The 23,886-nt window shown below is 70.5% G+C and carries 17 protein-coding genes and 9 pseudogenes; 7 read left to right on the top strand and 19 right to left on the bottom strand.

Features of this window, described 5'->3' with window-relative positions:
* Positions 1-111 precede the first annotated feature (111 nt).
* From L2X98_RS11400 to L2X98_RS11385, 4 genes and pseudogenes are all read left to right on the top strand, one after another.
* Positions 112-270 (top strand): annotated as a pseudogene (locus L2X98_RS11400) (PIN domain-containing protein); the annotation flags it as partial.
* 40 nt (positions 271-310) lie between these two features.
* Complete coding sequence (locus L2X98_RS11395; RefSeq protein ID WP_259610983.1) at positions 311-796, top strand: GNAT family N-acetyltransferase; 486 nt, start codon at positions 311-313, stop codon at positions 794-796.
* Between the two features lie 168 nt (positions 797-964).
* Entirely contained in the window at positions 965-1,591 is a 627-nt protein-coding gene (locus tag L2X98_RS11390; protein WP_259610982.1) for an NADPH-dependent F420 reductase, read from the top strand.
* Between the two features lie 249 nt (positions 1,592-1,840).
* A complete protein-coding gene (locus tag L2X98_RS11385; RefSeq protein ID WP_259610981.1) occupies positions 1,841-2,266 on the top strand; it encodes an NAD(P)H-dependent oxidoreductase in 426 nt (141 codons plus the stop codon).
* Between the two features lie 179 nt (positions 2,267-2,445).
* On the opposite strand, the gene L2X98_RS11380 is transcribed toward L2X98_RS11385, so the two are convergent.
* A complete protein-coding gene (locus tag L2X98_RS11380) occupies positions 2,446-3,372 on the bottom strand; it encodes an alkene reductase (RefSeq protein WP_259610980.1) in 927 nt (308 codons plus the stop codon).
* Between the two features lie 473 nt (positions 3,373-3,845).
* Between L2X98_RS11380 and L2X98_RS11375 the strand changes: the two genes are divergently transcribed.
* Positions 3,846-4,040, top strand: a complete 195-nt coding sequence (locus L2X98_RS11375; protein WP_259610979.1) for a hypothetical protein — start codon at positions 3,846-3,848, stop codon at positions 4,038-4,040.
* On the opposite strand, the gene L2X98_RS21020 is transcribed toward L2X98_RS11375, so the two are convergent.
* The 15 genes and pseudogenes from L2X98_RS21020 to recQ all read right to left on the bottom strand — a co-directional run bounded on the left by L2X98_RS21020 (position 4,024) and on the right by recQ (position 19,577).
* Entirely contained in the window at positions 4,024-4,812 is a 789-nt protein-coding gene (locus L2X98_RS21020; protein ID WP_354003044.1) for a formate--tetrahydrofolate ligase, read from the bottom strand. The two genes, L2X98_RS11375 and L2X98_RS21020, sit on opposite strands and share 17 nt — an antisense overlap.
* A gap of 115 nt (positions 4,813-4,927) precedes the next feature.
* Positions 4,928-5,608 (bottom strand): annotated as a pseudogene (locus tag L2X98_RS21015) (formate--tetrahydrofolate ligase); the annotation flags it as partial.
* 145 nt (positions 5,609-5,753) lie between these two features.
* Complete coding sequence (locus tag L2X98_RS11365; protein ID WP_259610978.1) at positions 5,754-7,340, bottom strand: substrate-binding domain-containing protein; 1,587 nt, start codon at positions 7,338-7,340, stop codon at positions 5,754-5,756.
* Between the two features lie 6 nt (positions 7,341-7,346).
* Positions 7,347-8,586: pseudogene (gene manD / locus L2X98_RS11360) on the bottom strand (D-mannonate dehydratase ManD).
* Positions 8,587-8,607: 21 nt separating this feature from the next.
* Positions 8,608-9,393, bottom strand: coding sequence for an MFS transporter (locus L2X98_RS11355; protein WP_259610977.1), 786 nt, complete (start codon positions 9,391-9,393; stop codon positions 8,608-8,610).
* A 145-nt stretch (positions 9,394-9,538) separates the two neighbouring features.
* Positions 9,539-9,796, bottom strand: a pseudogene (locus tag L2X98_RS11350) (MFS transporter); the annotation flags it as partial.
* Between the two features lie 61 nt (positions 9,797-9,857).
* Positions 9,858-10,115: pseudogene (locus L2X98_RS11345) on the bottom strand (MFS transporter); the annotation flags it as partial.
* Positions 10,112-11,926, bottom strand: a complete 1,815-nt coding sequence (gene uidA, locus L2X98_RS11340) for a beta-glucuronidase (RefSeq protein ID WP_259610976.1) — start codon at positions 11,924-11,926, stop codon at positions 10,112-10,114. The gene uidA and the pseudogene L2X98_RS11345, both read right to left, overlap by 4 nt.
* A gap of 23 nt (positions 11,927-11,949) precedes the next feature.
* The gene (locus tag L2X98_RS11335) at positions 11,950-13,296 is read right to left on the bottom strand and encodes a mannitol dehydrogenase family protein (protein ID WP_259613291.1); all 1,347 of its coding nucleotides are present in this window, start codon (positions 13,294-13,296) and stop codon (positions 11,950-11,952) included.
* Positions 13,296-14,348 (bottom strand): glucuronate isomerase, encoded by a 1,053-nt coding sequence (uxaC, locus tag L2X98_RS11330; RefSeq protein WP_259613290.1) that lies wholly within the window; start codon positions 14,346-14,348, stop codon positions 13,296-13,298. Before uxaC ends, L2X98_RS11335 begins: the two co-directional genes overlap by 1 nt.
* A 64-nt stretch (positions 14,349-14,412) precedes the next feature.
* Positions 14,413-14,667, bottom strand: a pseudogene (locus L2X98_RS11325) (glucuronate isomerase); the annotation flags it as partial.
* Positions 14,668-14,920: 253 nt separating this feature from the next.
* Positions 14,921-16,700: pseudogene (locus L2X98_RS11320) on the bottom strand (glycoside hydrolase family 3 protein).
* A gap of 51 nt (positions 16,701-16,751) precedes the next feature.
* On the bottom strand, positions 16,752-17,186 hold the full coding sequence (locus L2X98_RS11315; RefSeq protein ID WP_259610975.1) for a TA system VapC family ribonuclease toxin: 435 nt from the start codon (positions 17,184-17,186) through the stop codon (positions 16,752-16,754).
* Positions 17,183-17,431: a hypothetical protein gene (locus tag L2X98_RS11310; protein WP_259610974.1), complete on the bottom strand. Its 249-nt coding sequence runs from the start codon at positions 17,429-17,431 to the stop codon at positions 17,183-17,185. The genes L2X98_RS11315 and L2X98_RS11310 overlap by 4 nt, the downstream gene beginning before the upstream one ends.
* Positions 17,432-17,491: 60 nt before the next feature.
* Positions 17,492-19,577, bottom strand: a pseudogene (gene recQ / locus L2X98_RS11305) (DNA helicase RecQ).
* A gap of 100 nt (positions 19,578-19,677) precedes the next feature.
* On the opposite strand from recQ, the gene L2X98_RS11300 reads away from it, so the two are divergent.
* Positions 19,678-20,079 (top strand): VOC family protein, encoded by a 402-nt coding sequence (locus L2X98_RS11300; RefSeq protein ID WP_259610973.1) that lies wholly within the window; start codon positions 19,678-19,680, stop codon positions 20,077-20,079.
* Between the two features lie 6 nt (positions 20,080-20,085).
* Here the strand turns inward: L2X98_RS11300 and L2X98_RS11295 are convergent, their stop codons facing one another.
* The 3 genes and pseudogenes from L2X98_RS11295 to L2X98_RS11285 all read right to left on the bottom strand — a co-directional run bounded on the left by L2X98_RS11295 (position 20,086) and on the right by L2X98_RS11285 (position 23,482).
* Complete coding sequence (locus L2X98_RS11295) at positions 20,086-20,484, bottom strand: VOC family protein (protein WP_259610972.1); 399 nt, start codon at positions 20,482-20,484, stop codon at positions 20,086-20,088.
* 32 nt (positions 20,485-20,516) lie between these two features.
* Positions 20,517-20,738, bottom strand: a complete 222-nt coding sequence (locus L2X98_RS11290; RefSeq protein ID WP_259610971.1) for a type II toxin-antitoxin system VapB family antitoxin — start codon at positions 20,736-20,738, stop codon at positions 20,517-20,519.
* 209 nt (positions 20,739-20,947) lie between these two features.
* A pseudogene (locus tag L2X98_RS11285) lies at positions 20,948-23,482 on the bottom strand (DEAD/DEAH box helicase).
* Between the two features lie 91 nt (positions 23,483-23,573).
* On the opposite strand from L2X98_RS11285, the gene L2X98_RS11280 reads away from it, so the two are divergent.
* Entirely contained in the window at positions 23,574-23,873 is a 300-nt protein-coding gene (locus L2X98_RS11280) for a GNAT family N-acetyltransferase (RefSeq protein ID WP_259610970.1), read from the top strand.
* Positions 23,874-23,886: the final 13 nt, after the last annotated feature.

Here is a 23,886-nt window from a genome sequence, read left to right as displayed (position 1 = left end):
CATCCCGACACCGGGCCCCGCCCCGCGGCGCGGTCGCATAGGGAGACGAATGCGGGAGCCGATCCGATCCGACAGTGAGAGGTCTAAAGGCGCCCGTTCGACAGCGCCGCATCGACGGCGTATGCCATGCTCGCGGCGCAACCGCCGACGGCGGCGCGTTCCACAGACGCGCTCATCGCGGCGCACGCGGTCAGCCTCGGCATACCGCTGATCACCGCCGACCAGGGCTTCACCCGTTTCATCGGGCTCGAGGTCATCTGCGAAGAGTGATCGACGGCGGGATGTCGGGGGCCGAGGGGAGGATCGGAGGATGAGGATCACGCTGGAGCCCTGGGCCGAGACCGACTTTCCGCTGCTCGAGCGCGCCAACACTCCGGAGATGACGCGGTTCATCGGCGGACCCGAGACGGCCGAGCAGCTCGTCGAGCGGAACCGGCGATACCTGCGGCTGTCCGCGTCCGGCGAGGCCGAGATGTACCGCATCGAGGTGGACGGCGAGCCGGCGGGCGGCATCGGGTTCTGGCAGGTCGACCACGAGGGGACCCCGGCGTACGAGACCGGGTGGAACACCCTGCCCGAGTTCCAGGGACGCGGGGTCGCCCGCGAGGCACTGCGGATGCTGATCCCCCGCGTGATCGCACGGGGCGACCGCGAGCTGCTCACCGCGTATCCCGGCGTCGAGAACCCCGCGTCGAACGCGCTGTGCCGCGGCGCCGGCTTCACGCACACCGGGTCGGGCACCGAGCCGTGGCGCGGCGGCGTGCTGGAGTACAACGTGTGGGTGCTGCGTCTGTGACCGTGGCATCCCTCCGCTGACCGTCTGCGTGATTCTGCCGCCACGCGGAATAGGCGAGGCACCCCTCCGGTTCAATCGTGATGTCCGGAGGGGTGCCTCACTTTGACGCTCGAACCGGACTCCCGGCGGAAGACCCCGTCGAGACATCCATCACGTAAGGAGTACGTCATGAGCAGCATCAGCATCATCGGCTCGGGGAACATGGCACGAGCCATCGGCACCGCGGCCCTGAGGGCAGGCAACACCGTCGAGATCGCGGGTCGCGATGCGGTCAAGACCGCAGACGCGGTCCGGGCGCTCGGCGACGGCGCCACGGCCGGCACGTGGGGCGCACCGCCGTCGGGCGACATCGTGATCCTCGCCGTGCGGTTCGACGGCGCCCTGCCGGTGGTCACCGAGTACGGGCAGGCGCTGGCCGGCAAGGTCCTCGTCGACATCACCAACCCGTTCCGCGGCGACCTCGGCGGCATGAGCGTTCCCGATGACACCTCCGCCGCACAGCTGATCGCCCAGGCGGCCCCGGCCAGCACGCGGGTCGTGAAGGCGTTCAACACGCTGTTCGCCCACATCGTCGCCGCCGGCGACCCGGTGGACGTGTTCCTGGCCGGCGACGATCCGCAGAGCAAGGCGAGCGTGTCTGCGTTCATCACGGGCCTCGGTCTGCGCCCCCGTGACGCCGGGGGCCTGAGCATGGCGCACTGGCTGGAGGGCGCCGGCCTGCTGGCGGTCAACCTGGCCCGCACCGGACTGGGATTCGACTTCTCGCTCGGCGTCAACACCGGAGCATCCAAGTGAGTGCGGGCACGCTCGATCGCGAGGAGACACGATGACACTCTTCCGACTTGACGCGAGCGTCTTCCCCGGCCGGTCCGCCAGCCGAGAGCTGGCCGACATCGTCGAAGCGGAGTGGACAGCCGCTCATCCCGGCGAGGCGGTGGTCCGCCGCGACATCGGCACGGACCCGCTCTCGTCGACGACATGGGCCGAAGCGGTGGTCGGGCACCGGCTGCCGCAGGGCGACCGAGCCCCGCCCAGCAGGCCGCCGTGGAGCTGGCGACCACGCTGGCCGACGAACTCTTCGCCGCCGATGCGCTCCTGTTCGCGGTGCCGCTGTACAACTACGGCGTCTCGCAGCACGTCAAGGCCTGGTTCGACATCCTGTACACGGATCCCCGCGTCGACGAGGGCGGCGCCCCGCTGCGCGGCCGCCCCGCCCTCCTGGTCACCGTCACCGGCGGCAACTACGGGCCGGGGACGCCGAAGGAGGGATGGGATCACTCCACCGGCTGGCTGCAGCGCGTCCTCACCGACGTGCTGGCGCTCGATCTGACCACCGTCCAGCGCCGGTTCACTCTGGTCGGCGTCAACCCGGCGCTCGACCGGTTCACCGACATGGCCGCCACGATGCACCGCGAGGCACTGCGCGAGGCCGAGATCGAGGGCAGAAGGTTCGCGGAGCGCGCCGCCTGACCCGCCTCGACGACTGCGCCCGGGGAGGCCCGGGGCGCAGTCGTCGTCGCAGTGTCGCCGCTCAGCCGCCCACGGCAGCGAGAGACGGATAGTCGGTGTAGCCGCGATGGTCTCCGCCGTACGCCTTCGACAGGTCGGGCAGCGCCGGCTGTGCACCCACCGCGAGCCGATCGACCAGGTCAGGATTCGAGATGAAGAGACGGCCGAACGAGAGCATGTCGGCATCGCCGCGCGCGACTCGCTGCAAGCCGATCGACGTGGGTGAGCGGATCGGGATCGGCCGCATTCAGGATCAGCGGACCATGCCACAGCTCGCGAAGCACCGGTGTCAGTTCCGGCGCCCCCGCCTCGATCAGATGCAGGTACGCCAGCCCCCGCCCGTCCAATTCCCGCACGAGCATCGGGTAGACGGTCGCGTAGTCGGGTTCGACCGTGTCGCCCAGCCCGTTCGCGGGTGAGATCCGCAAGCCGGTGCGCCCCGCCCCGATGGCGTCGGAGACCGCCTGGACGACCTCGACGGTGAACCGGATGCGGTTCTGCGGGCTGCCGCCCCAGCCGTCGGAGCGCCGGTTCGCGTTCGGCGCGAGGAACTGGTGCAGCAGGTAGCCGTTGGCGCCATGGACCTCGACCCCGTCGAAGCCCGCATCGATCGCATGGCGGGCCGCCGCGGCGAAATCGTCGATCGTGGCGGCGATCTCGGCCTCGTCCAGCGCGCGCGGGGTGACGTAGTCCGCGCGCCCGACGGGCGTGAACACCTGACCGTCCGCGCGCACCGCCGAGGGCGCGACCGGGATCAGCGCACCGTGCCCGACCGCTTCGGTCGTGCTCGGATGGCCGATCCGCCCGGTATGCATGAGCTGGGCGACGATCGTGCCGCCGGCCTCGTGCACGGCGTCGGTCACCGACCGCCACGAGGCGATCTGTGCGGCCGAGTGCAGGCCCGGCGTGTCGGGGTAGCCCTGCCCCACGGCGCTGGGCTGGACGCCCTCCGTGATGATCAGGCCGGCCCCTGCCCGCTGGCTGTAGTAGGTCGCCATGCCGGCCGTCGGCACGGTGCCGAACGCCCGGTTGCGGGTCATCGGCGACATCGCGATGCGGTTGCGCAAGCTCGAGGTCGCCCACGGTGATGGGCTCGAACGCGGTCGTGTCGGCGGTGGTGGTGAGGTGTGTCATCAGTTGCTCCTTGTCCTCATTTACCTAGCCGAACAACTAAATCCGCGGACCTATTCCTGTTCGAACAACTAATCCGGCGAGGGCGCCCGGAACCGGCGTCCCTCGTCGTACTCTCGCTATGTGGACGAACCTGCATCTGCGCTGCCGCTCAGCCGCGCCATCTTCCGCGTCGCCCGGGCCCACAAGAGCCTCGCCGCACGTCTGCTGCGCGGGGCAGGCCTGCGGCCCGGGCAGGAACTCGTGCTCATGACGCTGTGGGAGGACGGCCCGCAGCGTCAGGTCGACCTCGTCGAGGCCCTCGAATCGGACGCCGGGACCATGACGCGCAGGCATCGCCCGGCTCGAGAAGGTCGGCCTGGTCCGCCGGCGGCCGTCGCCGACCGATGGTCGCGCGGTCATCGTGGAGGTGACCGAAGCCGGCCTCGCGCTGCGCGCCCAGGTCGACCAGGCGTGGACAGAGCTCGAACGCGTGACGCGAGGCGAGCTGTCCGACGATCGGGTGGCGCGGATGATCGACGATCTCGCCGACCTGGAACGGAATGTGGCCGCCGCATCGGTGAGTCGGCGCGACTCGTCGGCGCCGCTCAGAACAGCCCGGTGATCCGTCCGTCGGCGTCGACGTCGATGGATGCCGCGGCCGGCCGCGCCGGCAGGCCCGGCATCGTCATGATGCTGCCGCAGATCATCACGATGAACCGCGCGCCGGCGGCCAGCCGCACTTCGCGCACGTTGACGGTGTGCCCGTCCGGGGCGCCCAGCAGCGCGGGGTTCGTCGAGAACGAGTACTGGGTCTTGGCCACGCACACCGGCAGCTCGCCGTAGCCGTCGTCCTGCAGACGCTGGATCTGCGCGCGCACGCCGGCGTCGGCCGAGATGCCGTCGGCGCCGTAGACCCGGGACGCGATCGCGGTCATCTTGTCCCACAGCGTCGTCGCGAGCGGATAGGTGTACGTCGGCTCGACCGGCGCCGGCGGGCAGGCGTCCACGACCTTGCGGGCGAGGTCCTCGGCTCCGGCCCCGCCGTCGGCGAAGTGCGTGGCGACCGACGCGGTCACCCCGAGGCGCTCGCACGCGGCCAGCAGCGCGTCGATCTCGGCGGGGCTGTCCTCGGCGCGGTGGTTGATCGCGACCACGGCCGGCAGGCCGAGGATGTCGCGCACGATGTGCAGGTGCCGCTCGAGATTGCCCACGCCGCGGCCGAGCGCGTCGACATCCTCGGTCGGCAGGTCCGCGACATCCACCCCGCCCTGGTACTTCAGCGATCGCACGGTGGCCACGACCACCGCCAGCGACGGGCGCAGGCCGGTGGACCGGCACAGGATGTCGACGAACTTCTCGCCGCCCAGGTCGGCGCCGAAGCCGGCCTCGGTGATGACGTAGTCGGCCAGGCGCAGCGCCGAGCTCGTCGCCAGATACGAGTTGCAAGCCGTGGGCGATGTTGGCGAACGGGCCGCCGTGCACGAACGCGGGCGTGTGCTCGATCGTCTGCACGAGGTTGGGCGCCAGCGCGTCGCGCAGCAGGGCGGTCATCGCGCCGTGCGCGTCCAGGTCGCGGGCGCGGATCGGCCGGCGGTCCCGCGTCTGGGCGACGACGATCTCGCCGAGGCGCTGCTTCAGGTCGTCCAGGCCGGTGGCCAGGCAGAAGATCGCCATCACCTCGCTGGCCACGACGATGTCGAAGCCGGACTCGCGCGGGGAGCCATTGCCGGTGCCGCCCAGGCCCAGCACGATGTCGCGCAGCGCGCGGTCGTTCACGTCGAGCGCACGCCGCCAGGTGACCCGGCGGACGTCGATGCCCAGCGCGTTGCCGTGGTGGATGTGGTTGTCGATGAGTGCGGCCAGCAGGTTGGCGGCCGCGGCGATCGCGGCGAAGTCGCCGGTGAAGTGGAGGTTGATGTCCTCCATCGGCACGACCTGGGCGTAGCCGCCGCCGCACGCGCCGCCCTTCATCCCGAACACCGGTCCCTGCGCCGGCTCGCGCAGGCAGATCATCGCGTTCTCACCCAGCCGCGTCAGCGCATCCCCCAGGCCCACGACCGTGGTGCTCTTGCCCTCGCCGGCCGGCGTCGGCGAGGTGCCGGTCATGAGGATCAGCCGGCCCGGCGGCCGGTCGGCGAGGCTCTGCAGGTACGGCAGGGCGATCTTCGCCTTGGTCGTGCCGTACGGGATGACGGCATCCGGCGGGATCCCCAGCCCGGTGGCGATCTCCCCGATGGGCAGGCTGCGCCGCCTGTGCGATCTCGATGTTACTCAGGCTCATCCTCGAACCTCCGGCTCTCGTCCGCGCCCGTCTTGTGGACGGCCTGCCGCCAGCCTACGGAGCCGTCCCCGCCTGCGACACCCCCGGCGCGCTCGTCATTCGCCGCGGGCGGGGCCGGTCGACCCACGCACGAGCAACGTCGTGGGCAGCAGTTCCGGACGTGCCGCGTTCGGCTGGTAATCGGCGTCCGCGGCCAGCAGCGCGCACCGCGCGCCCGCCTGCCGCGACCAGGTCGGCTGCCACCGTCGTCAGCGGCGGTACGATGAGTTCGCTGCCGAAGATGTCGTCGAATCCCGCGACGCTCAGCTGATCCGGTACGGTGATCCCGCGCGCGGCCGCCTCCTGCATGAGGCCGATCGCCATGAGGTCGTTGTACGCGATCACAGCGCTCACGTGAGCCGCGCGCACCCGTCTCAGCGCGTCCCGACCGCCGGCGATCGTCGGGTGGTTCGGGCCGATCTCTACGATCGCGATGCGGCGCTCCTCAGCGGCGGCCAGGATGTCGGACCACCGCCGGGCATTGATCCAAGACGTGTCTGGGCCGGCCAGGTATGCGATCGCGCGATGCCCCGACGACGCGAGGTGTTCGACCAGTTCGACGACACCCGCCCCGACGTCCGGCAGCACGCCGTCGACGCCGTCGACGGCGCGGTTGATCAGCACCACCGGCTTGCGCTGCGCGAGGTCGGTGATCGCGGACGCGCTCAGGCGCGTCGTCGCCAGCACCAGCCCGTCCACGCTCGGCAGCAGCCGCTCGACCGCCTCGGCCTCGTTCTCGCCGGACTCCTGCGACTCCGCGATGACCAGCGTGTACCCAGCCGCTGCCGCGGCGTGCTCAGCCCCGCGAACGATGCCGAACACGACCGGATTCGTGATGTCGGCTAGCACCAGCCCCAGCATCCGGGTCTTGCCCGTCTGCAGCGCCCGCGCCATCGGGTTCACCCGGAAGTCCAGGCGCTCGGCCGCCGCGCGCACCTTGGCCGCGGTGCCGGCGCTGATCCGTCCTGGCTTGCCCAGCGCCCGCGACACCGTGGACGGATTCACCCCGGCGAGCTCGGCGATGTCGTAGATCGTCGCCGCTCCGCCGCGCGCCCGGACACGGGCAAGAATCGCCTCGGCGGCGTCACCATCCGTCGAGGACTGCGCGCTCATTCGATCCGTTCCATGGCCTGCTCGACCAGGGCATCCACGTCGTCGGCGAAGTCCAGCGTGAATCCGGCCTCGTCCGAGCCTAGATCCTCCAGCGTGTCCAGCTGGGACTGCAGGAGGCTTGCCGGCATGAAGTGCCCGGCGCGCTTCCGGATCCGCCGACGGAGCACGTCGCTGTCTCCGGTCAGGTGCACGAAGACGACCTCGGGGGCGGACGCGCGCAAGCCGGTCGCGGTAGCGGCGCTTCAGCGCGGAGCAGGCGATCACGACCGGACCGTCCGCGAGCCGGGCGGCCACGGCATCCAGCCACGGCCACCGGTCGTCGTCGTCCAGCGGCACGCCCGCCGCCATCTTGTCGACGTTGGCCTGCGGGTGCAGGTCGTCGGCGTCGACGAACGGGATGTGGAGCCGGTCGGCCAGCGCCTGGCCGACCGAGGTCTTCCCCGATGCCGACACGCCCATCACCACGATGGGGGGCGCGTCGGCGGTCATGCCGGATCACCAGTCATGAACGGTCCCGTCGGCGAGTCGGTTGTAGGGCAGATAGGCCCGCTCATAAGGGTACTTGCCGGCCTCGTCCTGGTTCAGCTCGACGCCGAGGCCGGGCTTGTCGCCGGGGTGCAGCATCCCGTTCGCCCAGGTGAACGACTGCTCGAAGACCTGGTCGGTCCGCGAGCCGTGCCTGCATGTATTCCTGGATGCCGAAGTTGTGGATCGCCAGCCCCAGATGCATCGCGGCCGCCATGCCGACCGGCGAGATGTCGGTGGGGCCGTGCATGCCGGACTTGATCTGGTACATCGCCGCGTAGTCGAGGGTCTTCTTCAGCGGCGAGATGCCGCCCATGTGGGTGACGGCGCCGCGCACGTAGTCGATCAGCTGCTCGCGGATGAGGTCCTTGAAGTCCCAGGCGGTGTTGAAGATCTCGCCGATCGCCAGCGGTGTGGTCGTGTGCTGTCGCACCAGCCGCAGCGCCTCCTGGTTCTCGGCCGGCGTGCAGTCTTCGAGCCAGAACAGGTCGTAGGGCTCGAGCGACTTGCCGAGCTTGGCCGCCTGGATCGGCGTCATCCGGTGGTGGCCGTCGTGCAGCGAGCGGGAGCTCGGGCCCGAACTCATTGCGCACCGCCTCGAACACACCCGGCAGGTGGCGCAGGTAGGCGCGGGTCTCCCAGTCCTCCTGCACCGGCTTGGCGCCGCGCACCGCCGGCTCGTGGTCGTAGCGCACGCCCGGCTCGCCCTGGTCGGCGCCCTGCGAGGCGATGCCGTAGATGGCCTTCAGCCCGGGCACGCCGGTCTGGATGCGGATGGCCCGGTACCCCTTCTCGAGATGGTCGCGGACCGAGTCGAACAGCTCGGGCAGCTCCTTGCCCGACGCGTGGCCGTAGGCGAGCAGCCCGACCTGCTGGCTCCGCCGAGCAGCTGGTACACCGGCATCCCGGCGGTCTTGCCCTTGATGTCCCACAGCGCCATGTCGACCGCGGCGATCGCGGCCATCGTCACCGGGCCGCGGCGCCAGTACGCGGAGCGGTAGAGGAACTGCCAGGCGTCCTCGATCCGCGAGGCGTCGCTGCCGATCAGCAGCGGCACCACGTGCTCGCTCAGGTAGGCGACCACGGCCAGCTCGCGGCCGTTCAGGGTCGCATCGCCCAACCCCGTCACGCCGTCGTCGGTCGTGAGCTTGAGCGTCACGAAGTTCCGGTCCGGGCTGGTGACGACGACCTCTGCCTTGTCGATGATCACGGGGGTCTTCTCCTTGCTTCTTCAGTGCTTCTTCAGTGCTTCTTGCGCGAGAGCCGCGCGGGGCGCGCCTTGCCCGCGGCGAATGCCGCCGTCGACAGGCTCACATCGGACGCCTCGGCATCGACGCCCGCCGTCTCCAGGCTGATGCCCTCTCCGGCGACCGTGATCGCCGCTTCCGCTTCGGACGCGGCGGCGTCCTCGTCGGCGCGGCGCTCGGCGATCTGGGCGACGATCTGTGCGTGCGCCGTGTCCGTGAGCGGATAGAGGAACATGACGACAGCCGCCAGCACGACGAAGATCGCGGGGATCAGGGCGGCACCGGCGCGAATCCCCCACTCCGCCTGCGTCGTCAGCGTCGCGGCACCGGCAGGCATACCCGCCGATCCCGATCGCGTACGCCGCGACCGCACCGCCGAAGGCCTGCCCGGTCTTGCGGGTGAACGAGAACAGCGCGTACGTGATGCCCTCGGTGCGCACGCCGGTCTTCCACTCGCCGTATTCGACGGTGTCGGCCTCGATCGCCCACATCAGCATGCTCACCAGCATCACCCCGATCATGCCGAGGAACAGCGCGACGAACGCGACGCCGCCGTTGGGCGCGAAGGCCGCCGACAGCATGCCGATCGCTCCGAGGAAGGAACCGGCGATGTAGGCGGTGCGCTTGCCGAGCTTGCGCACCAGTGCGGGCACGAACGGCGCCAGCGCGAAGACCAGCACCAGCTGGCCGATGGAGAGGAAGGGCACCAGATACAGCGCGTGGAAGACGTCGCGCATGAGGTAGATCTGCGCGGTCGACATCGAGATCATGCCGGTCAGGAACAGCAGGGAGCTGATGCACAGGAGCAGGCAGAGGCTTGTTCCCCTTCAGGGTGGCCATCGATTGCCGCATGGATACATGAGGCACCGCGCGGTGCACGCGCTCCTTCGTCGTGAACACGGTGAACAGGTACAGGGCGACGCCGATGAACACGAAGCACACCGTGACCGTGGTGAACACGCCCTGCAGGTTGTCCTTGGCGCCCAGCAGGGGCGAGACCACGATGCCCAGCGCGGCACCGGTGATGACGGCCCCGATCGTGCGGGCGGTGGCCAGCTTGGCCCGTTCGCTCGGGCTCTGCGTCATCGCCGCGGCCAGCGCCCCGTAGGGGATGTTCACCAGCGAGTACGCGATGTTCAGCAGGCCGTACGTCAGGTACGCGTACAGCAGCATGCCCGACTGTCCGATCTGCGGCACGTGGAAGGTGGCCACCGTGAGCAGGCAGGGGCAGCGAGCCGAACAGGATGAACGGCCGGAACTTGCCCCACCGCTTCGTGTTCACCTGGTCGACGAGGCGTCCCACCGCGACGTCCGCGAACGCGTCGAGGATGCGAAGGACGAGGAACAGCGTCCCGACGGATGCTGCGGCGATGCCCGCGACATCCGTGTAGTAGATGAGCAGGAACATCGTCGCCGTGGTGAAGGCGAGGTTGTTCGCGGCGTCGCCGGCGCCGTAGCCGATGACGCTGATCTTGGGCAGTCTGGCGGTCATCGCCCGTTCACCCCTGTCTGGTCGTCGCGCCGGGCGGTCCAGCGTGCGCGCAGCGCGTGGGCGGCGGCCTTGGGCTTGCGGTCGCGCGTGAACACGCCCTTCTTGTTGCCGTCGACGCGGAAGAACCCCGACGAGGTCTGGAAGTCGGCGAAGTTCCAGACCTGCTCGCCGACCATCGTCTCGACGCGGTCGAAGACGCGGTGGTACATCGCGAGCATGCTCGCCTGGTACTCCTCGGACCAGGGCTGATCCCACACCGAGTGGTAGCCGGCGATGGTGTCGGCGCCATACTCGGTCATGATCATCGGCTTGCCGTACATGCCCTCCCAGCCGCGCAGTTCGGCCTCGAGGTGGGCCTCGGCCGAGGCGAGATCGCCGCCGTCGACGTACCAGCCGTAGTAGCGGTTCAGGCACAGCACATCGGCGAACTTCGAGACCCGACACACGTTCGGCGGAGCCATCATCACGTTCACGAACGTGACGGGACGAGTCGGGTCGAGCTCTCGGGCCAGGGCGAACAGCGGCTCGAAGTACGTGTCGGTGCCCTCGCTCATCGTGTCGGGCTCGTTGGCGATCGACCACATCACGACGCTCGGGTGGTTCTTGTCACGGCCGATCAGCTCGCGGATCTCGCGGCGGTGCGCATCCTGCATCTTCGGGCCGAAGCCATCGGCGAAGTCTTTGTCGGCGGCGCCGCCCAGCATGTCGGCGATGCCGCCGCCGATCTTCTTGTTCAGCCCCACGGCGGCGGTCTCGTCGATGACGACGATGCCGTGCCGGTCGGCGAAGTCCATCACTTCTTCGGCATAGGGGTAGTGCGAGGTGCGGAACGAGTTCGCGCCGATCCAGTCGATCAGCTGGAAGTCGTGCACGAGGTAGGCGTCGTCGTGCCCCTTGCCACGGACGGCGGAGTCCTCGTGCTTGCCGAACCCGGTGAAGTAGAACGGCTGGCCGTTGATCAGGAATCTGCCGCCGTCGACGGCGACGGTGCGGATGCCGACGGTCTGCGGGTACTCGTCGACCACGATGCCGTCGACGGTGACCTCGACGACCAGCGTGTACAGATACCCGGCACCCGGCTGCCACAGGTGCGCGTCGGCCACACGCAACGTGCCCGTGGCCCCCTCGGCGGCGGCCACCTCGGCGCCGGTCGCATCGGTCAGGCGCACGCGCACGTCGGCGGCGCCGGCGAGCTCGACCCGGTAATCGACGACGCCGGTGGTGCCGTCGATGTCGGTGACCACGGTGATGTCGTCGACGTGGACGGCCGGACGGCTGGCCAGCCACACCGAGCGCGCGAGCCCGGCGTAGTTGTAGAAGTCGTGCATGTAGCTCTGCGCGAGACGGCCGTCGGCGCGGGTGGTCACCGTGCCCGGCGGGATGGTGTCGGGGGTCAGGCGGTTGTCGACGCCGATGGTCAGCCGGAACTCGTCGCCGGCGGTGACCAGATCGGTGATGTCGGCCTCGAACGGCAGGTAGCCGCCCTCGTGCTCGGCGACAAGTCGGTCGTCCACGTAGACGACGCCGTGATGGGTCGCGGCATCGACGCGCACGATCACCCGGTCGTCGGCCCAGCCGCGCGGCACGCGCACGGTGCGCTGGTACCAGACCCAGCCGACGTGGTCGCGGATGGCCGGGTCGGTGAACAGGTCGTTGTAGCTGGCCGGCACCGGGGCCTCCAGCGTCGTCTCGAGCGGGCCCGCCCACGGGGCGGCGCCGGTGTCGACGGCGGCGCCGGTGTCGACGGCGAACTTCCAGATGCCGTCCAGCGACACCACCTCGCGGGTGGCGGTGATCTTGGGGGTGAGCATGGCTGTCTTCTCTCTGCGCGTCGTCACGCGATCGCGGCGGCGGCGAGCCGGGCGCGCACCTGCGAGACGAAATCGGGGTCGAGGTCGGCGCCGACGAGGGCCAGCAGCGCGGCGACGGGATCGGGGGCGGATGCCGCAGCCGCCACCGCGTCCGCTTCCCGGTCGGCAGCGGGGATGCCCGCGATGGCGGCGGACACCCAGGCGGCGAGCGCGGCGATCGTGCCGGCGGCATCCTCCCCCCGCGCGCGCAGGTGCCGCGCGATCGGGACGAGCCGGTAGCGGATCTTGGTGGTGGTCTCGCCGGCGATCTGGTCGAGCCGGTGCACGATGCGGGCGTTCGCGAAGCGCCTGGCCAGCTGCCGGCGGTAGGCGACGTGCTCGACGTCGGCGGGCAGGCACGTGACGGCCTCGGCCCAGAACGCGTCGACCATCGCACGGCAGGCGGGGTCGGCGAAGGCCTCTGCCACCGTGGTGTGGCCGCGGGGCGGGCCGGCGACCGCGAGGATCGTGTGCGCGCCGTTGAGCAGCCAGAGCTTGCGCTCCTCCCAGGGTCCGATGTCGTCGACGAAGCGGGCGCCGGCCTCGTGCCAGGCGGGGCGGCCGGCAGGGAACTCGCCCTCGAGCACCCAGTCGGCGAACGGCTCGGTGATCACCGTGGCGTTGTCGTGCCAGCCGGCCTCCCTCACAGCCTCGACCTCGCCGGTGTGGGCCGGAGTGATCCGATCGACGCTGGTGCTGACGAACGAGACGCTGTCGGTGACCCACGCGCCCAGTGCGGCGTCGACCTCGGCGGCCAGGCTCGTCAGCGCCCGGCAGGTGACGGCGCCGTTGGCCGGGATGTTGTCGCACGACACGATGGCGATCGGCCCGGCGCCGGCGGTGCGGCGTGCCTGCAGCCCGCGCACGAGGCGGCCGAGCGGGGTCTTCGGGGCGCCCGTCCCGCGCAGTGCGCGGATGTCGGCCGCGACATCCGGGTCGTCGAGATCGAGGTCGCCGGCGGCATCCAGCCGGTAGCCGGCCTCGGTGATGGTCAGCGTGACCACGCCCACGGCCGGATCGGCCATCAGCCGGTCGAGCCGGTCGAGGTCGGCGCCGTCGCGGGCCTCGACGATGCTGGTGATGACCCGGACGGCATCGCCGTCGACGCCGCGTTCGACCAGCGCGTACACGCCGTCCTGCGCGGCGAGCGGCCCGGCGGCCCGCGGCGATCGGCCGGTGAACGCGGCGATCCCCCAGCCGTCGCCCGCCCGCTGGGTGTACCACGCCTGGTGCGCACGGTGGAAGGCGCCCAGCCCGAGGTGCACGATGCGCACCGGGTCGGGAGCGGAGGGGATGCCGGCGGCCGAAAGGCTCGCGCGATTCAACTCCATCACAGCTTGAACACCTCGCGGGGGATCGCGTCGACGAGGTCGCGTGCGATCCGGCGGGCGGTGGGCGGGCTGATCCGGCCTTCCACGACCAGCCGCGCCAGGAACGAGGCATCCATCCGCCGCGACACATCGTGCCGTGCGGGGATCGACAGGAACGCGCGGGTGTCGTCGATGAAGCCGCTCGAGCGATAGAACCCGGCGGTCTCGGTGACGGCCGAGCGGAAGCGGAGGATCGCGTCCGGCGCATCGAGGAACCACCACGGGGCGCCGATGTACAGGCTCGGGTAGAAGCCGGCCAGCGGTGCGATCTCGCGCGAGAAGCTCGTCTCGTCGACCGTGAACAGCACGATGTGCAGGCCGGGCGCGGTGCCGAACGCCTCCAGCAGCGGGCGCAGGTTCTCGGTGTAGTCGGTGCGCACCGGGATGTCGTGCCCGGTGTCGGGGCCGAAGGCGTCGAACGTCGGGCGGTGGTGGTTGCGGCGCACCCCGGCGTGGATCGTCATCACCAAGCCGTCGTCGACGCTCATCTTCGCCATCTGGAAGAGCATGTGCCCGCGGAACTCGCGTGCGGCCCGGGCATCCAGCCGATGGTCGATCGCATGCGCGAACAGATCCTGCGCGGCGGCCGGGTCGAGGTCGGTGGTGTACGGCTCGAGCACGCCATGATCGGCCGAGACGGCGCCGTGCGCGACGAAGTGCGCGCGGCGCTCGCGCAGCGCCTTCAGATAACCCGCGAAGGATGTCGCCTGCCCGGTGGTCTCGACCAGTCGGCGGACCCGCTCGCCGAAGCCCGCGGCGTCGGGATCGAGGTAGGCGTCGGGTCGGAAGGTCGGCAGCACGCGCCCGCCGAAGCCGGGGTCGGCGGCGAGGGCGGCGTGCGCGGCGAGGTCGTCGAGCGGGTCGTCGGTGGTGGCCAGCACCTCGATCCGGAACCGGTCGAACAGGGCCCGGGGCCGGAACGAGGGCTCGGCCAGCTTCCTGCTGATCGCGTCGTAGAGGACGTCGGCGTTGTCTGCGCTCGGCTCGTCGGCGATGTCGAACAGCGTGCGCAAGCTCGTAGTCGATCCAGTACGCCGACGCCGTGCCGGCGAAGCGGTGCCACCGCGACGCGAGTGCGCGCCAGATCTCGCGCGGGTCGGCCGCCGCGCCCGCGGCGCCCACACCGAGCTGTTCCAGCGGCACGCCCGAGGCGAACAGCAGCCGGGTGACGTAGTGGTCCTTGGTGATCAGCAGCTCGGCCGGATCGGCGAACGGCACGTCGTGCACCAGCATCCCCGGGTCGACGTGGCCGTGCGGCGAGATGATTGCGGCGTCGGCGACCTCGGCATACAGCTCGAGGGCGACATCACGGGTCTTCTCATCGGCGGGCATCAGCGCCATGTCGGTCTGCGTCGTCGCGGGCATGGGTCCATCATGCGCTCGTCCGGCCGTTTTGTCAACCGATTGCCAGAGATGATTCACAGGCGCGTTCTGCGCACTGAGATCCTAGTGACAACCGGTTGCACGAAGGCGCCCCGCGGCGACGCCGGTGCAGAAGTCCGGAGATCCGGAGCGGCACACCCCCAATTCGGGGGAGCCGGGCCGTGCGTGCTCGAAATCTCCGGAGTTCTGCACGGCCGCCGGGCTACAGGCTCAGCCCGTGCCCGAACCGGAAGAGCGGGTCGGCCGTGTCGAAGGGCACGTCCGGGCGGGATGCCTCGACCGCCGCCATCGAGCGCGGCACATCGAACGGCAGCCGGCCCTGTGCCGGCGCCGCGCCGCTGAGCACGTCCAGCAGCGCGGCCGGGCTCACGCCCCAGTCCGCCACGACCGCGTCGGCGGCCTCGACGATCGGCGCCAGGATCGCCGGGCGGTCCAGGAACACGTCGACCACGGTGGGGACGGATGCCGCGACCTCGGCCACGTGCGCGATCACCTCCGGGGCGAAGTCGAGCGAGCCGGCGTGGAAGAAGTTCTCGAACATGGTCGCGCGCTGCTCGTACGGCGCCTGCAGGCGCAGGATCGCGAGGTCGGCCTCGCCCGGGGTCGCGACGACCTGCCCGTACGCCCCGGCGACGGTGGCGTCGATGCCCTCGACGTACAGCCGGGCGCCGGCGGTGAACGGCAGCGCTCCGCCGTTGCTGAGCACGGCGATCGAGCGGCGCTGTGCGTCCTCGCCCGCGGCGCGGAACTCGGCCGACCCGACGATCGCATCGGCGGCCGCGGCATCCACGTACGGGTTCTCGAACAGACCCAGCGCGAACTTCTCGCGCAGCAGCCGGCGGGCCGAGACATCCAGCCGCGCCTCGCTGACCGCACCGGATGCAACCAGCTCGAGCAGCAGATCGACGCAGGCCTCGCCGCCGAACTGGTCGGCTCCGGCATCCAGGATCTTCTGCATGCGCTCGGCCGGCGTCAGGTGCTCGACGCCCCAGGCACGTGCCGGGAAGGGCTGACCCATGATCTCGTTGTCGGTGATCAGGCCCCAGTCGGTGCAGACGATGCCGTCGAAGCCGAAGCGCTCGCGCAGCAGTCCGGTGAGCACCGACTTGTTGAAGCCGAAGCCGACCTCTTCGTACTCGGTGCCCACCGGCATGCCGTAGTACGGCATGATCTGGCGGCCGCCGGCGGCGAAGACCTTCTCGAACGGCGTCAGGTGCAGTTCGAACTGCCCGCCGGGGTAGACCTGCTCGCGCCCGTAGGCGAAGTGCGGGTCTTCGCCATCGCGCTGCGGGCCGCCGCCGGGGAAGTGCTTGGTCATCGTCGAGACCGACCCGGGGCCGAACGACTCGCCCTGGAAGCCACGCACGTAGGCCGCACCGAGGTCGCCCGCGAGCTCGGGGTCCTCGCCGAACGTCTGCAGCTGCCCGCGCCCAGCGCGACTCGGTGGCGAGGTCCACCTGCGGATGCAGGGCGACGCGGATGCCGACCGCGGTGTACTCCTGCCGGGCGATATCGCCGAAGCGCTGCACCAGCTCGGGGTCGGCGGTGGCGGCCAGCCCGAGCGGCTCGGGCCACTGCGAGAACGGCCCGGACAGCATGGAGGCGCCGGGGTTCTCGCTGAACGCATGCCGCGGATCGGTCGAGATCGTCACCGGGATGCCGAGGCGAGTGGATGCCGCCAGCTCCTGCAGCTTGTTGTGCCAGCGTGCGATCTCGCCCGCCGTGGGAGCCACCCCCAACAGGTTGAAGTGCGTCATGCCCTTCTCGATCACGTACTCGCGGTTCGAGGGCAGCCCGAAGGTCGGGTCGCCGTCCGACAGCTCACCGCCGGCGCCCATCGCGATCATCGTGTGGAAGAGCAGACCCGCCTTCTCTTCGATCGTCATCTGCCCGAGGAGGATCTCGACGCGCTCGTCGGTGGGAAGGGAGGCGTCGCGGTATCGGGCGTCGACGGCAGCGTCTTCGGAGAGGTCTCGTCTCATGCCCCCAGCATAAAACGAATATCGTTCGGTTTTCTAGTGTGCCTCGGAGACTCAGCCCGGACCCGGTTGCTCCCACTTCACCCCGGGGAACCGGCCGAAGTCTGAATCGAACGTCACGACTGTTGCGCCGTACTGGACGGCAAGCGCTGCCAGATGAGCGTCGTTGACGATGTTCCCGCCCGACGCGGCGATCGGAGTGAGCAATTCGCGCATGCGATGGGGATGGCGCGCGTCCGGTACGGGAGCGACGGATACCGCGCGCTCCAGCCATTCGTCGACCACCCGCAGTGCCTCATCCACGGCAACGGGGCTCTCGTGGATACGCGGATTGCTCACAATCCGGATGAAGCCGATAAGACTCACCCACGGCAGCAGAACGGTGTCAACGCCCCCGAACGCGCGCTCGAGCCACTCCTTCGAACGCGCATGGTGCGGCGCATCCGAGACCACGGCGTACACGAGAACGTTCGTGTCGACGAGCTTCATTTGCCGAACTCCTGCTTGCGCAGGTAGTCCTCGTCGTCGAGTTGCCCGAGCAGACCCTTGATGTCATCCAATGGGACCCGCGTGCCGAGGGTGAAGGAGGGCAGCACGTATCGTTCGCGTGCCTCATGGCGTGGCGCACTGAGAATGGCGGAGTTCACAGCCTCTTTGAACGACAGCTTCCGCTCGTCCATCATGCGGCGGATCACCGACTCGGCCTCGGGCGTCAACGTGATGGTGGTGCGCATGCTTGCATCATAGCATCACCATGACTGATGCAGTGATGCTCGGGACTCTGTGGTGCCGGATCACGCCGCCGCGATCACGGCGACGACGGCCTCGCCGTAGGCCTCGCGCTTCTTGGCTCCGATGCCGGTGATGCCATCCAGCGCGTCCACCGACGTCGGCCGGTGTTCGGCCAGGGCCCGCAGCGTCGCGTCGTTGAACACGACATAGGCCGGCACGCCCTGCTCGCGCGACTGCTCCGCCCGCCAGGCCCGCAACGCCTCGAACAGCCCACGGTCGGCCGGGGCGACAGCATCCGACGCCTTACCGGCCCCTGAGCGAGCGGAGCGAGACGAAGGGCGCGTCGTCCGGCCGAGCACATCCCGCCGCAAGCGGCACATCGGTCTCGCCGCGCAGCACGCCTGCGGCCGCCTCGCCGAGCGCCAGGGTGCCGTACTCGCCCTTGGCCACGAGCAGGCCGCGCGCGAGCAGCTGCCGCACGACGCTGCGCCAGTCCTGATCGCTCAGGTCGGCGCCCACGCCATACGTCGCGAGCTGCTCGTGCCCGAACCGCACGATGCGCTCGGTGGTCGCGCCGCGCAGGATGTCGATCAGGTGGCCCGCTCCATAGGCCTGCCCGCGCTCACGCTCGAGCCGCACGATCGTCGACAGCAGCTTCTGCGCCGGGACGAGCCCGTCGAACGTGTCGGGCGGGGTCAGGCAGGTGTCGCAGTTGCCGCACGGTTCGGATGCCTCGCCGAAGTACGCCAGCAGGTTCTGGCGGCGGCATCCCACCGTCTCGCAGAGGGCGAGCATGGCGTCCAGGTGCTGGCCCAGCCGCATCTTGTAGGTGCGGTCGCCGGGTGACGAGTCGATGAACCGGCGCTGCTGGACGACGTCGCCCAGGCCGTAGGCCATCCAGGCGACCGAAGGCCCGCCGTCGCGGCCGGCGCGGCCGGTCTCCTGGTAGTAGCCCTCGAGCGATTTGGGCAGGTCGACGTGGGCCACGAAGCGGACGTCGGGCTTGTCGATGCCCATGCCGAACGCGATCGTGGCGACCATCACCACGCCGTCCTCGCGCAGGAACCGCGACTGGTGCCGCGCGCGCACCTCGGCCGGCAGCCCGGCGTGGTACTCGAGCGCATCGATGCCCTGCCCGCGCAGATGCTCGGCGGTCTGTTCGACGCTCTTGCGGCTGAGGGTGTAGACGATTCCGGCCGCACCCTCGGGCATGGTGCGGATGAACTGCACCAGCTGTCGGCGGGCGTCCACCTTCGGCTCGATCCGGTACTGGATGTTCGGCCGGTCGAAGCTGGCCACGTAGTGCTTCGCGGCGGGCAGGTGCAGCCGCTCGGTCAGCTCGCGGTGGGTCTCGCGGGTGGCCGTCGCGGTCAGCGCCATCCGCGGCACGCCGGGGAATCGCGCACCGAGATCTCCGAGCGCGAGGTAGTCCGGTCGGAAGTCGTGGCCCCACTGCGACACGCAGTGGGCCTCGTCGATCGCGATGACGCTGAGTCGTCCGCGGCCGAGCAGCGCCGTGGTCTGCGCGACGTTCAGCCGCTCGGGGGCGACGTAGAGCAGGTCGAGCTCGCCGGCCAGGAACGCCTGCTCGACGGCGGTGCGCTCGGGGACCGACTGCGTGGAGTTCAGGTACGCCGCCCGCACGCCGTTGGCGATCAGCGCGTCCACCTGGTCGTGCATGAGGGCGATCAGCGGGCTGATCACGAGTCCGGTGCCCTCGCGCACCAGGGCCGGCACCTGGTAGGTGACGGACTTGCCGCCGCCGGTGGGCATCAGGACGACCGCATCGCCGCCGGACACGACCTGCGCGACGATCGCGGCCTGTTCGCCGCGGAACGCGTCGTACCCGTACACCTCGTGCAGCACGTGCAGCGGGTCGGCGCCCGTGAACCTCTGCCCGCCCCCGGTCGTTGAGCGAGCGGACTGCCCCCCGGTCGTTGAGCGAGCGGAGCGAGACGAAACGACGCTCTCCGCCCCATGCCCGTCCGGCGGTGGGCCCACGCGCCCCGAGGCTCCGCGCAGCGCGCCGGCGGTGCGCGCGTCGGGCGGCGGCATCCACTCGTCCTCGGGCGGAGCCCACTCGTCCGGCGGCGCGTCGTCGTCGCTCCAGACGATGTCTGCGTACGGGTCGCCGGCGGGAGTGCTCACCGGTCCAGGCTAACCGGGCCCGGCGACACGGTGGCCGGCGCCAAGGCCGACATCCTCCGCTCCTGGTGGGCGTCGGCGCCCCGCCTTTAGACTCGCCCGCATGCTCGTCTTCGACCACCTCAGCATCTCCGTCGCCGACATCGACCGCGCCCGTGAGCAGTTCGACCCGGTCATGCAGGCCCTCGGCTTCGAGCGGTTCGACCGCGAGAACGATTCGAGCTGGCAGCGCGATGACGAACCCGAATTCATCCTTCTCCCCGCCCGCGAACCTGACAGCGGACCGCACGTGCACGGCCGCGTAGGCTGGCAGCATCTCGCGTTCGAGGTCGGGTCGCGCGCCGAGGTCGATCGTCTGCACGAGATCGCGACGGACGCGGGCTGGTCGGTCGTGCGGGCGCCGAAGCTCTACCCCAGATTCACCGACCGGTACTACGCGTCGTTCGTCGAGGACGACAACGGCATCCGCATCGAGTTCATGCACAACCCGCCGCGCGAGGGCTGAGTCCGCTCACCCGAGTCGCGCCTCGGGCAGGGTCGGCTCGAACAGCTCGACCGGGTTGCCGGACGGGTCCTCGATCAGCACCTGGCGGCCGCCCACGCCCGTGACGATCTCATTGCGGAAGCGCACTCCCGCCGTGCGCAGCATGCGGACGGTCTCGTCGAGATCCGTCACCTCCAGCGCGAACCGGTTCCAGCCGCCCGGCTGCGGCACGGTGCCGTCGGGCATCGCCTGCCCGCCACCGCCCTGCGCGCTCGGCGAGCTGAGGTTCAACCGCAGGTCGCCGCGGGAGAGCATCGCGAACGACGGCGCCGGGTGCATGACCTCGTGAAACCCGAGGTGACGGGTGTAGAAGTCGATCGCGGCATCGACGTCGGCCACGATGTATCGCACGCTCACGCTGACCATGACAGCTCCCTCGATGTGCGGGCGCCCAGAGTCTACGCCGCCGCCCGCAGATCGACATCGCGGAACGCCATCCTTCCCGCCTCGGCCGCCGCCCGGATGCGGCGGGCGCGGTCTACCCGCTGCTGCTCGTCCCCCAGCTCGGCGAGCTTCGCACGCACGGCGATCTCGACGGCGGATGTCTGGTTCACACCCAGGCGCCGGGACAGCTCGCGGACGGCCGCGTGAACCTCGTCGTTCTTGATGTTCAGGCTCATGGCAGAAGTCAACCCTCGCGGTCTCCATGTCTACCTGCCGTGACCGGCGCCCAGCGAGACCGGGGATTCTCCGCGAAACCCAGGGGGACGTCCCTTGTCTCGCGGCGATCCCCTGGTTTCGGCGAATTGCGCAGCGGCGCGGGCCGCGGCAGCGTTCGCGCGGCGCGGGCCCAGCAGCGGCGCGGGCCCGGCGCCGGCCAGCGCGCAGGCTACAGCCGCACGACCTCGGTCACCCGGATCACGGCGGCCCCGGCATCCTCCGATTCGGCCAGGTCGACCTCGGCGCGGATGCGCCAGTCGTGGTCGCCGGCCGGGTCGTCGATCGTCTGCTCGACCCGCCACAGACCCGACGCGGCCGCTCCCTCGTCGATCGTGCACAGACGCGGCGACCGAGCGCGCCCGTCGATTCCCATCGTGTCGTGCTCGGCGAAGTACTCGTCCAGGGCCTCGGGCCAGGAGGCATCCGGGTCCAGCGCGACCAGCTCGTCGTCGCGCTGCAGGGCCGCCAGCTTGCACCCGGCGGAACAGCTCGTTGCGCACCAGCACGGTGAAGGCCCGGTGGTTCGCCACCACCGAGGACGGGGCCGGCGGCACCACCGGAGCATCCGGGTCCACGGCGGGATGCACGAGCTGCTCCCACTCGTCGACCAGGCTCGAATCGACCTGGCGCACCAGCTCGCCCAGCCACTCGATGACGTCGAGCAGCTCGGAGTTGCGGGCCTCCAGCGGCACGGTCTGCCGGATCGCACGGTACGCGTCGGAGAGGTAGCGCAGCACGAGCCCCTCGCTGCGGGCGAGCTGGTAGAACGAGACGAACTCCGAGAACGACATCGCCCGCTCGAACATGTCGCGCACCACGGTCTTCGGCTTGAGCTCGAAGTCGCGGATCCAGGGCTGGCTCGACGCGAACACCTCGTACGACTGCCGCAGGCTCGTCCAGGGGCTTCGGGTACGTGATCTCCTCGAGCGCGTCCATGCGCTGGTCGTAGTCCAGTCCCTCGGCCTTCATCGCGCCGATCGCCTCGCCGCGCGCCTTGTGCTCCTGCTGCGCGAGGATCGCCCGCGGATCGTCCAGCGTCGCCTCGATCACGCTCACCACGTCGAGCGCGTAGTGCCCCGAGCCGGCGGAGTCCGGCGCGTCCTCCGGGTCGAGCAGCTCGATGGCGGCGAGCGCGAACGGCGACAGCGGCTGGTTCAGCGCGAAGTTCGGCTGCAGGTCGACGGTGAGGCGGATGCTCGGTGTCCCGGGCGTTTCGTCTCGCTGCGCTCGCTCAACGACCTGAGTCTCGACGATTCCGGCATCGCGCAGCGTGCGGAAGATCGCCAGCGCGCGCCGCGCGAGCGCGTACTGCTGCGGCCTGGTCTGGTGGTTGTCGAACACGAGCGAGCGCACGTGCGCGAACACGTCGCCGCCGCGTGCGATCACGTTGATCAGCATCGCGGCGGTCAGCGGCAGCTGCGGCACGAGCGGTTCGGGGACGGCGGCCACCAGCCGCTCGAACGAGCCCTTGCCCCAGTTCACGGCACCGGTGGGGGCCTTCTTGCGCACGATCTTCTTGCGCTTGGCCGGGTTGTCGGCGGCCTTGGCGAGCGCGGCGGCGTTCTCGATCTCCCACTCCGGGGCCATCACCACGACGTTCCCGTACGGGTCGAAGCCGGCACGGCCGGCCCGGCCGGCGACCTGGTGGAATTCGCGGGCGGACAGCTGCCGCATCCGGGTCCCGTCGAACTTGGTCAGCTCGGTGATCACCACGGTGCGGATCGGCACGTTGATCCCGACGCCGAGGGTGTCGGTGCCGCAGATCACGCGCAGCGCCGCGCTGGGCGAGCGTCTCGACCAGCCGGCGGTACCGGGGCAGCATCCCGGCGTGATGGATGCCGATGCCCGCCCGCACGAGGCGGGACAGCGTCTTGCCGAATCCGGTCGAGAAGCGGAACCCGCCGATCGCCTCGGCGATCTCGTCGCGCTGGGCGCGGCTGATCACCTTGACGCTCGACAGCGCCTGGGCGCGTTCGACGGCCGCCGCCTGCGAGAAGTGCACGATGTAGACCGGGATCTCGCCGTCCCGGAGCAGCGCTCGAGCACCTCGTGCACCGGGCGCACCTCGTACGAGAAGTGCAGCGGCACGGGCCGCTCCACGCCCGTCACCAGCGCGGTGCGCCGGCCGGTGCGCCGGGTCAGATCGTCGGCGATGTCGGTGACGTCGCCGAGGGTCGCCGACATCAGCAGGAACTGCGCCCGCGGCAGGCAGGAGCAGCGGCACCTGCCAGGCCCATCCGCGCTCGGGGTCGCCGTAGAAGTGGAACTCGTCCATCACGACCTGGTCCACCGGTGCGTCGGCGCCCTGCCGCAGCGCCATGTTCGCGAGGATCTCGGCGGTGCAGCACACGATCGGCGCGTCCGGGTTCACCGAGGAGTCCCCGGTGACCATGCCCACGTTCGCGGCGCCGAAGATCTCCACCAGTGCGAAGAACTTCTCACTGACCAGCGCCTTGATCGGGGCGGTATAGAAGGTGCGCTTGCCGGATGCCACGGCCGCCGCGTGCGCGGCGACCGCCACCAGCGACTTGCCGGTGCCGGTCGGCGTGGACAGGATCACATGCGCGCCCGAGACCAGCTCGATGACCGCCTCGTCCTGCGCCGGGTAGAGCGTCAGCCCGCGCTGGCCCACCCACTCGACGAACCCGTCGTACACGGCGTCCGCATCGGCGCCGGCGAGCAGATCCATCAGGGGGGCGGTCATCACTCGAGTCTGCCGTACCGGGTGCGGCATCCGCCCTCGCGGAACACACCCGGCACGGCCTACGTTGGAGACTGCGACGAGAGGAACCCGCATGGCTGACTCAGAGACCGCCGTCTCGCGCGACGACGCGAACGGCCGCTACGTGATCACGGTCGGCGGCGAACTGGCCGGCTACACCCAGATCAGCACGGATGCCGCCGGTCGCCTGGTCATGCCGCACACGGTGATCATCCCGAGCTTCCGCGGGCAGGGTCTGGCCGGCATGCTGGTCTCGGGCGCGATGGCGGATGTCGCGGCCCGCGGCGAGACGGTCGTGCCGCTGTGCCCGGTGGTGCAGAAGTACCTGCACGAGCACGACGTGGACGGTCTGACCGTGGAGTGGACCGGCTAAGGCTACCCTCACC

The organism is Microbacterium elymi (genome assembly GCF_021582895.2).
GTDB classification, from domain to species: Bacteria; Actinomycetota; Actinomycetes; order Actinomycetales; family Microbacteriaceae; genus Microbacterium; species Microbacterium humicola.
This window is presented reverse-complemented; position numbering and strand designations above follow the sequence as displayed.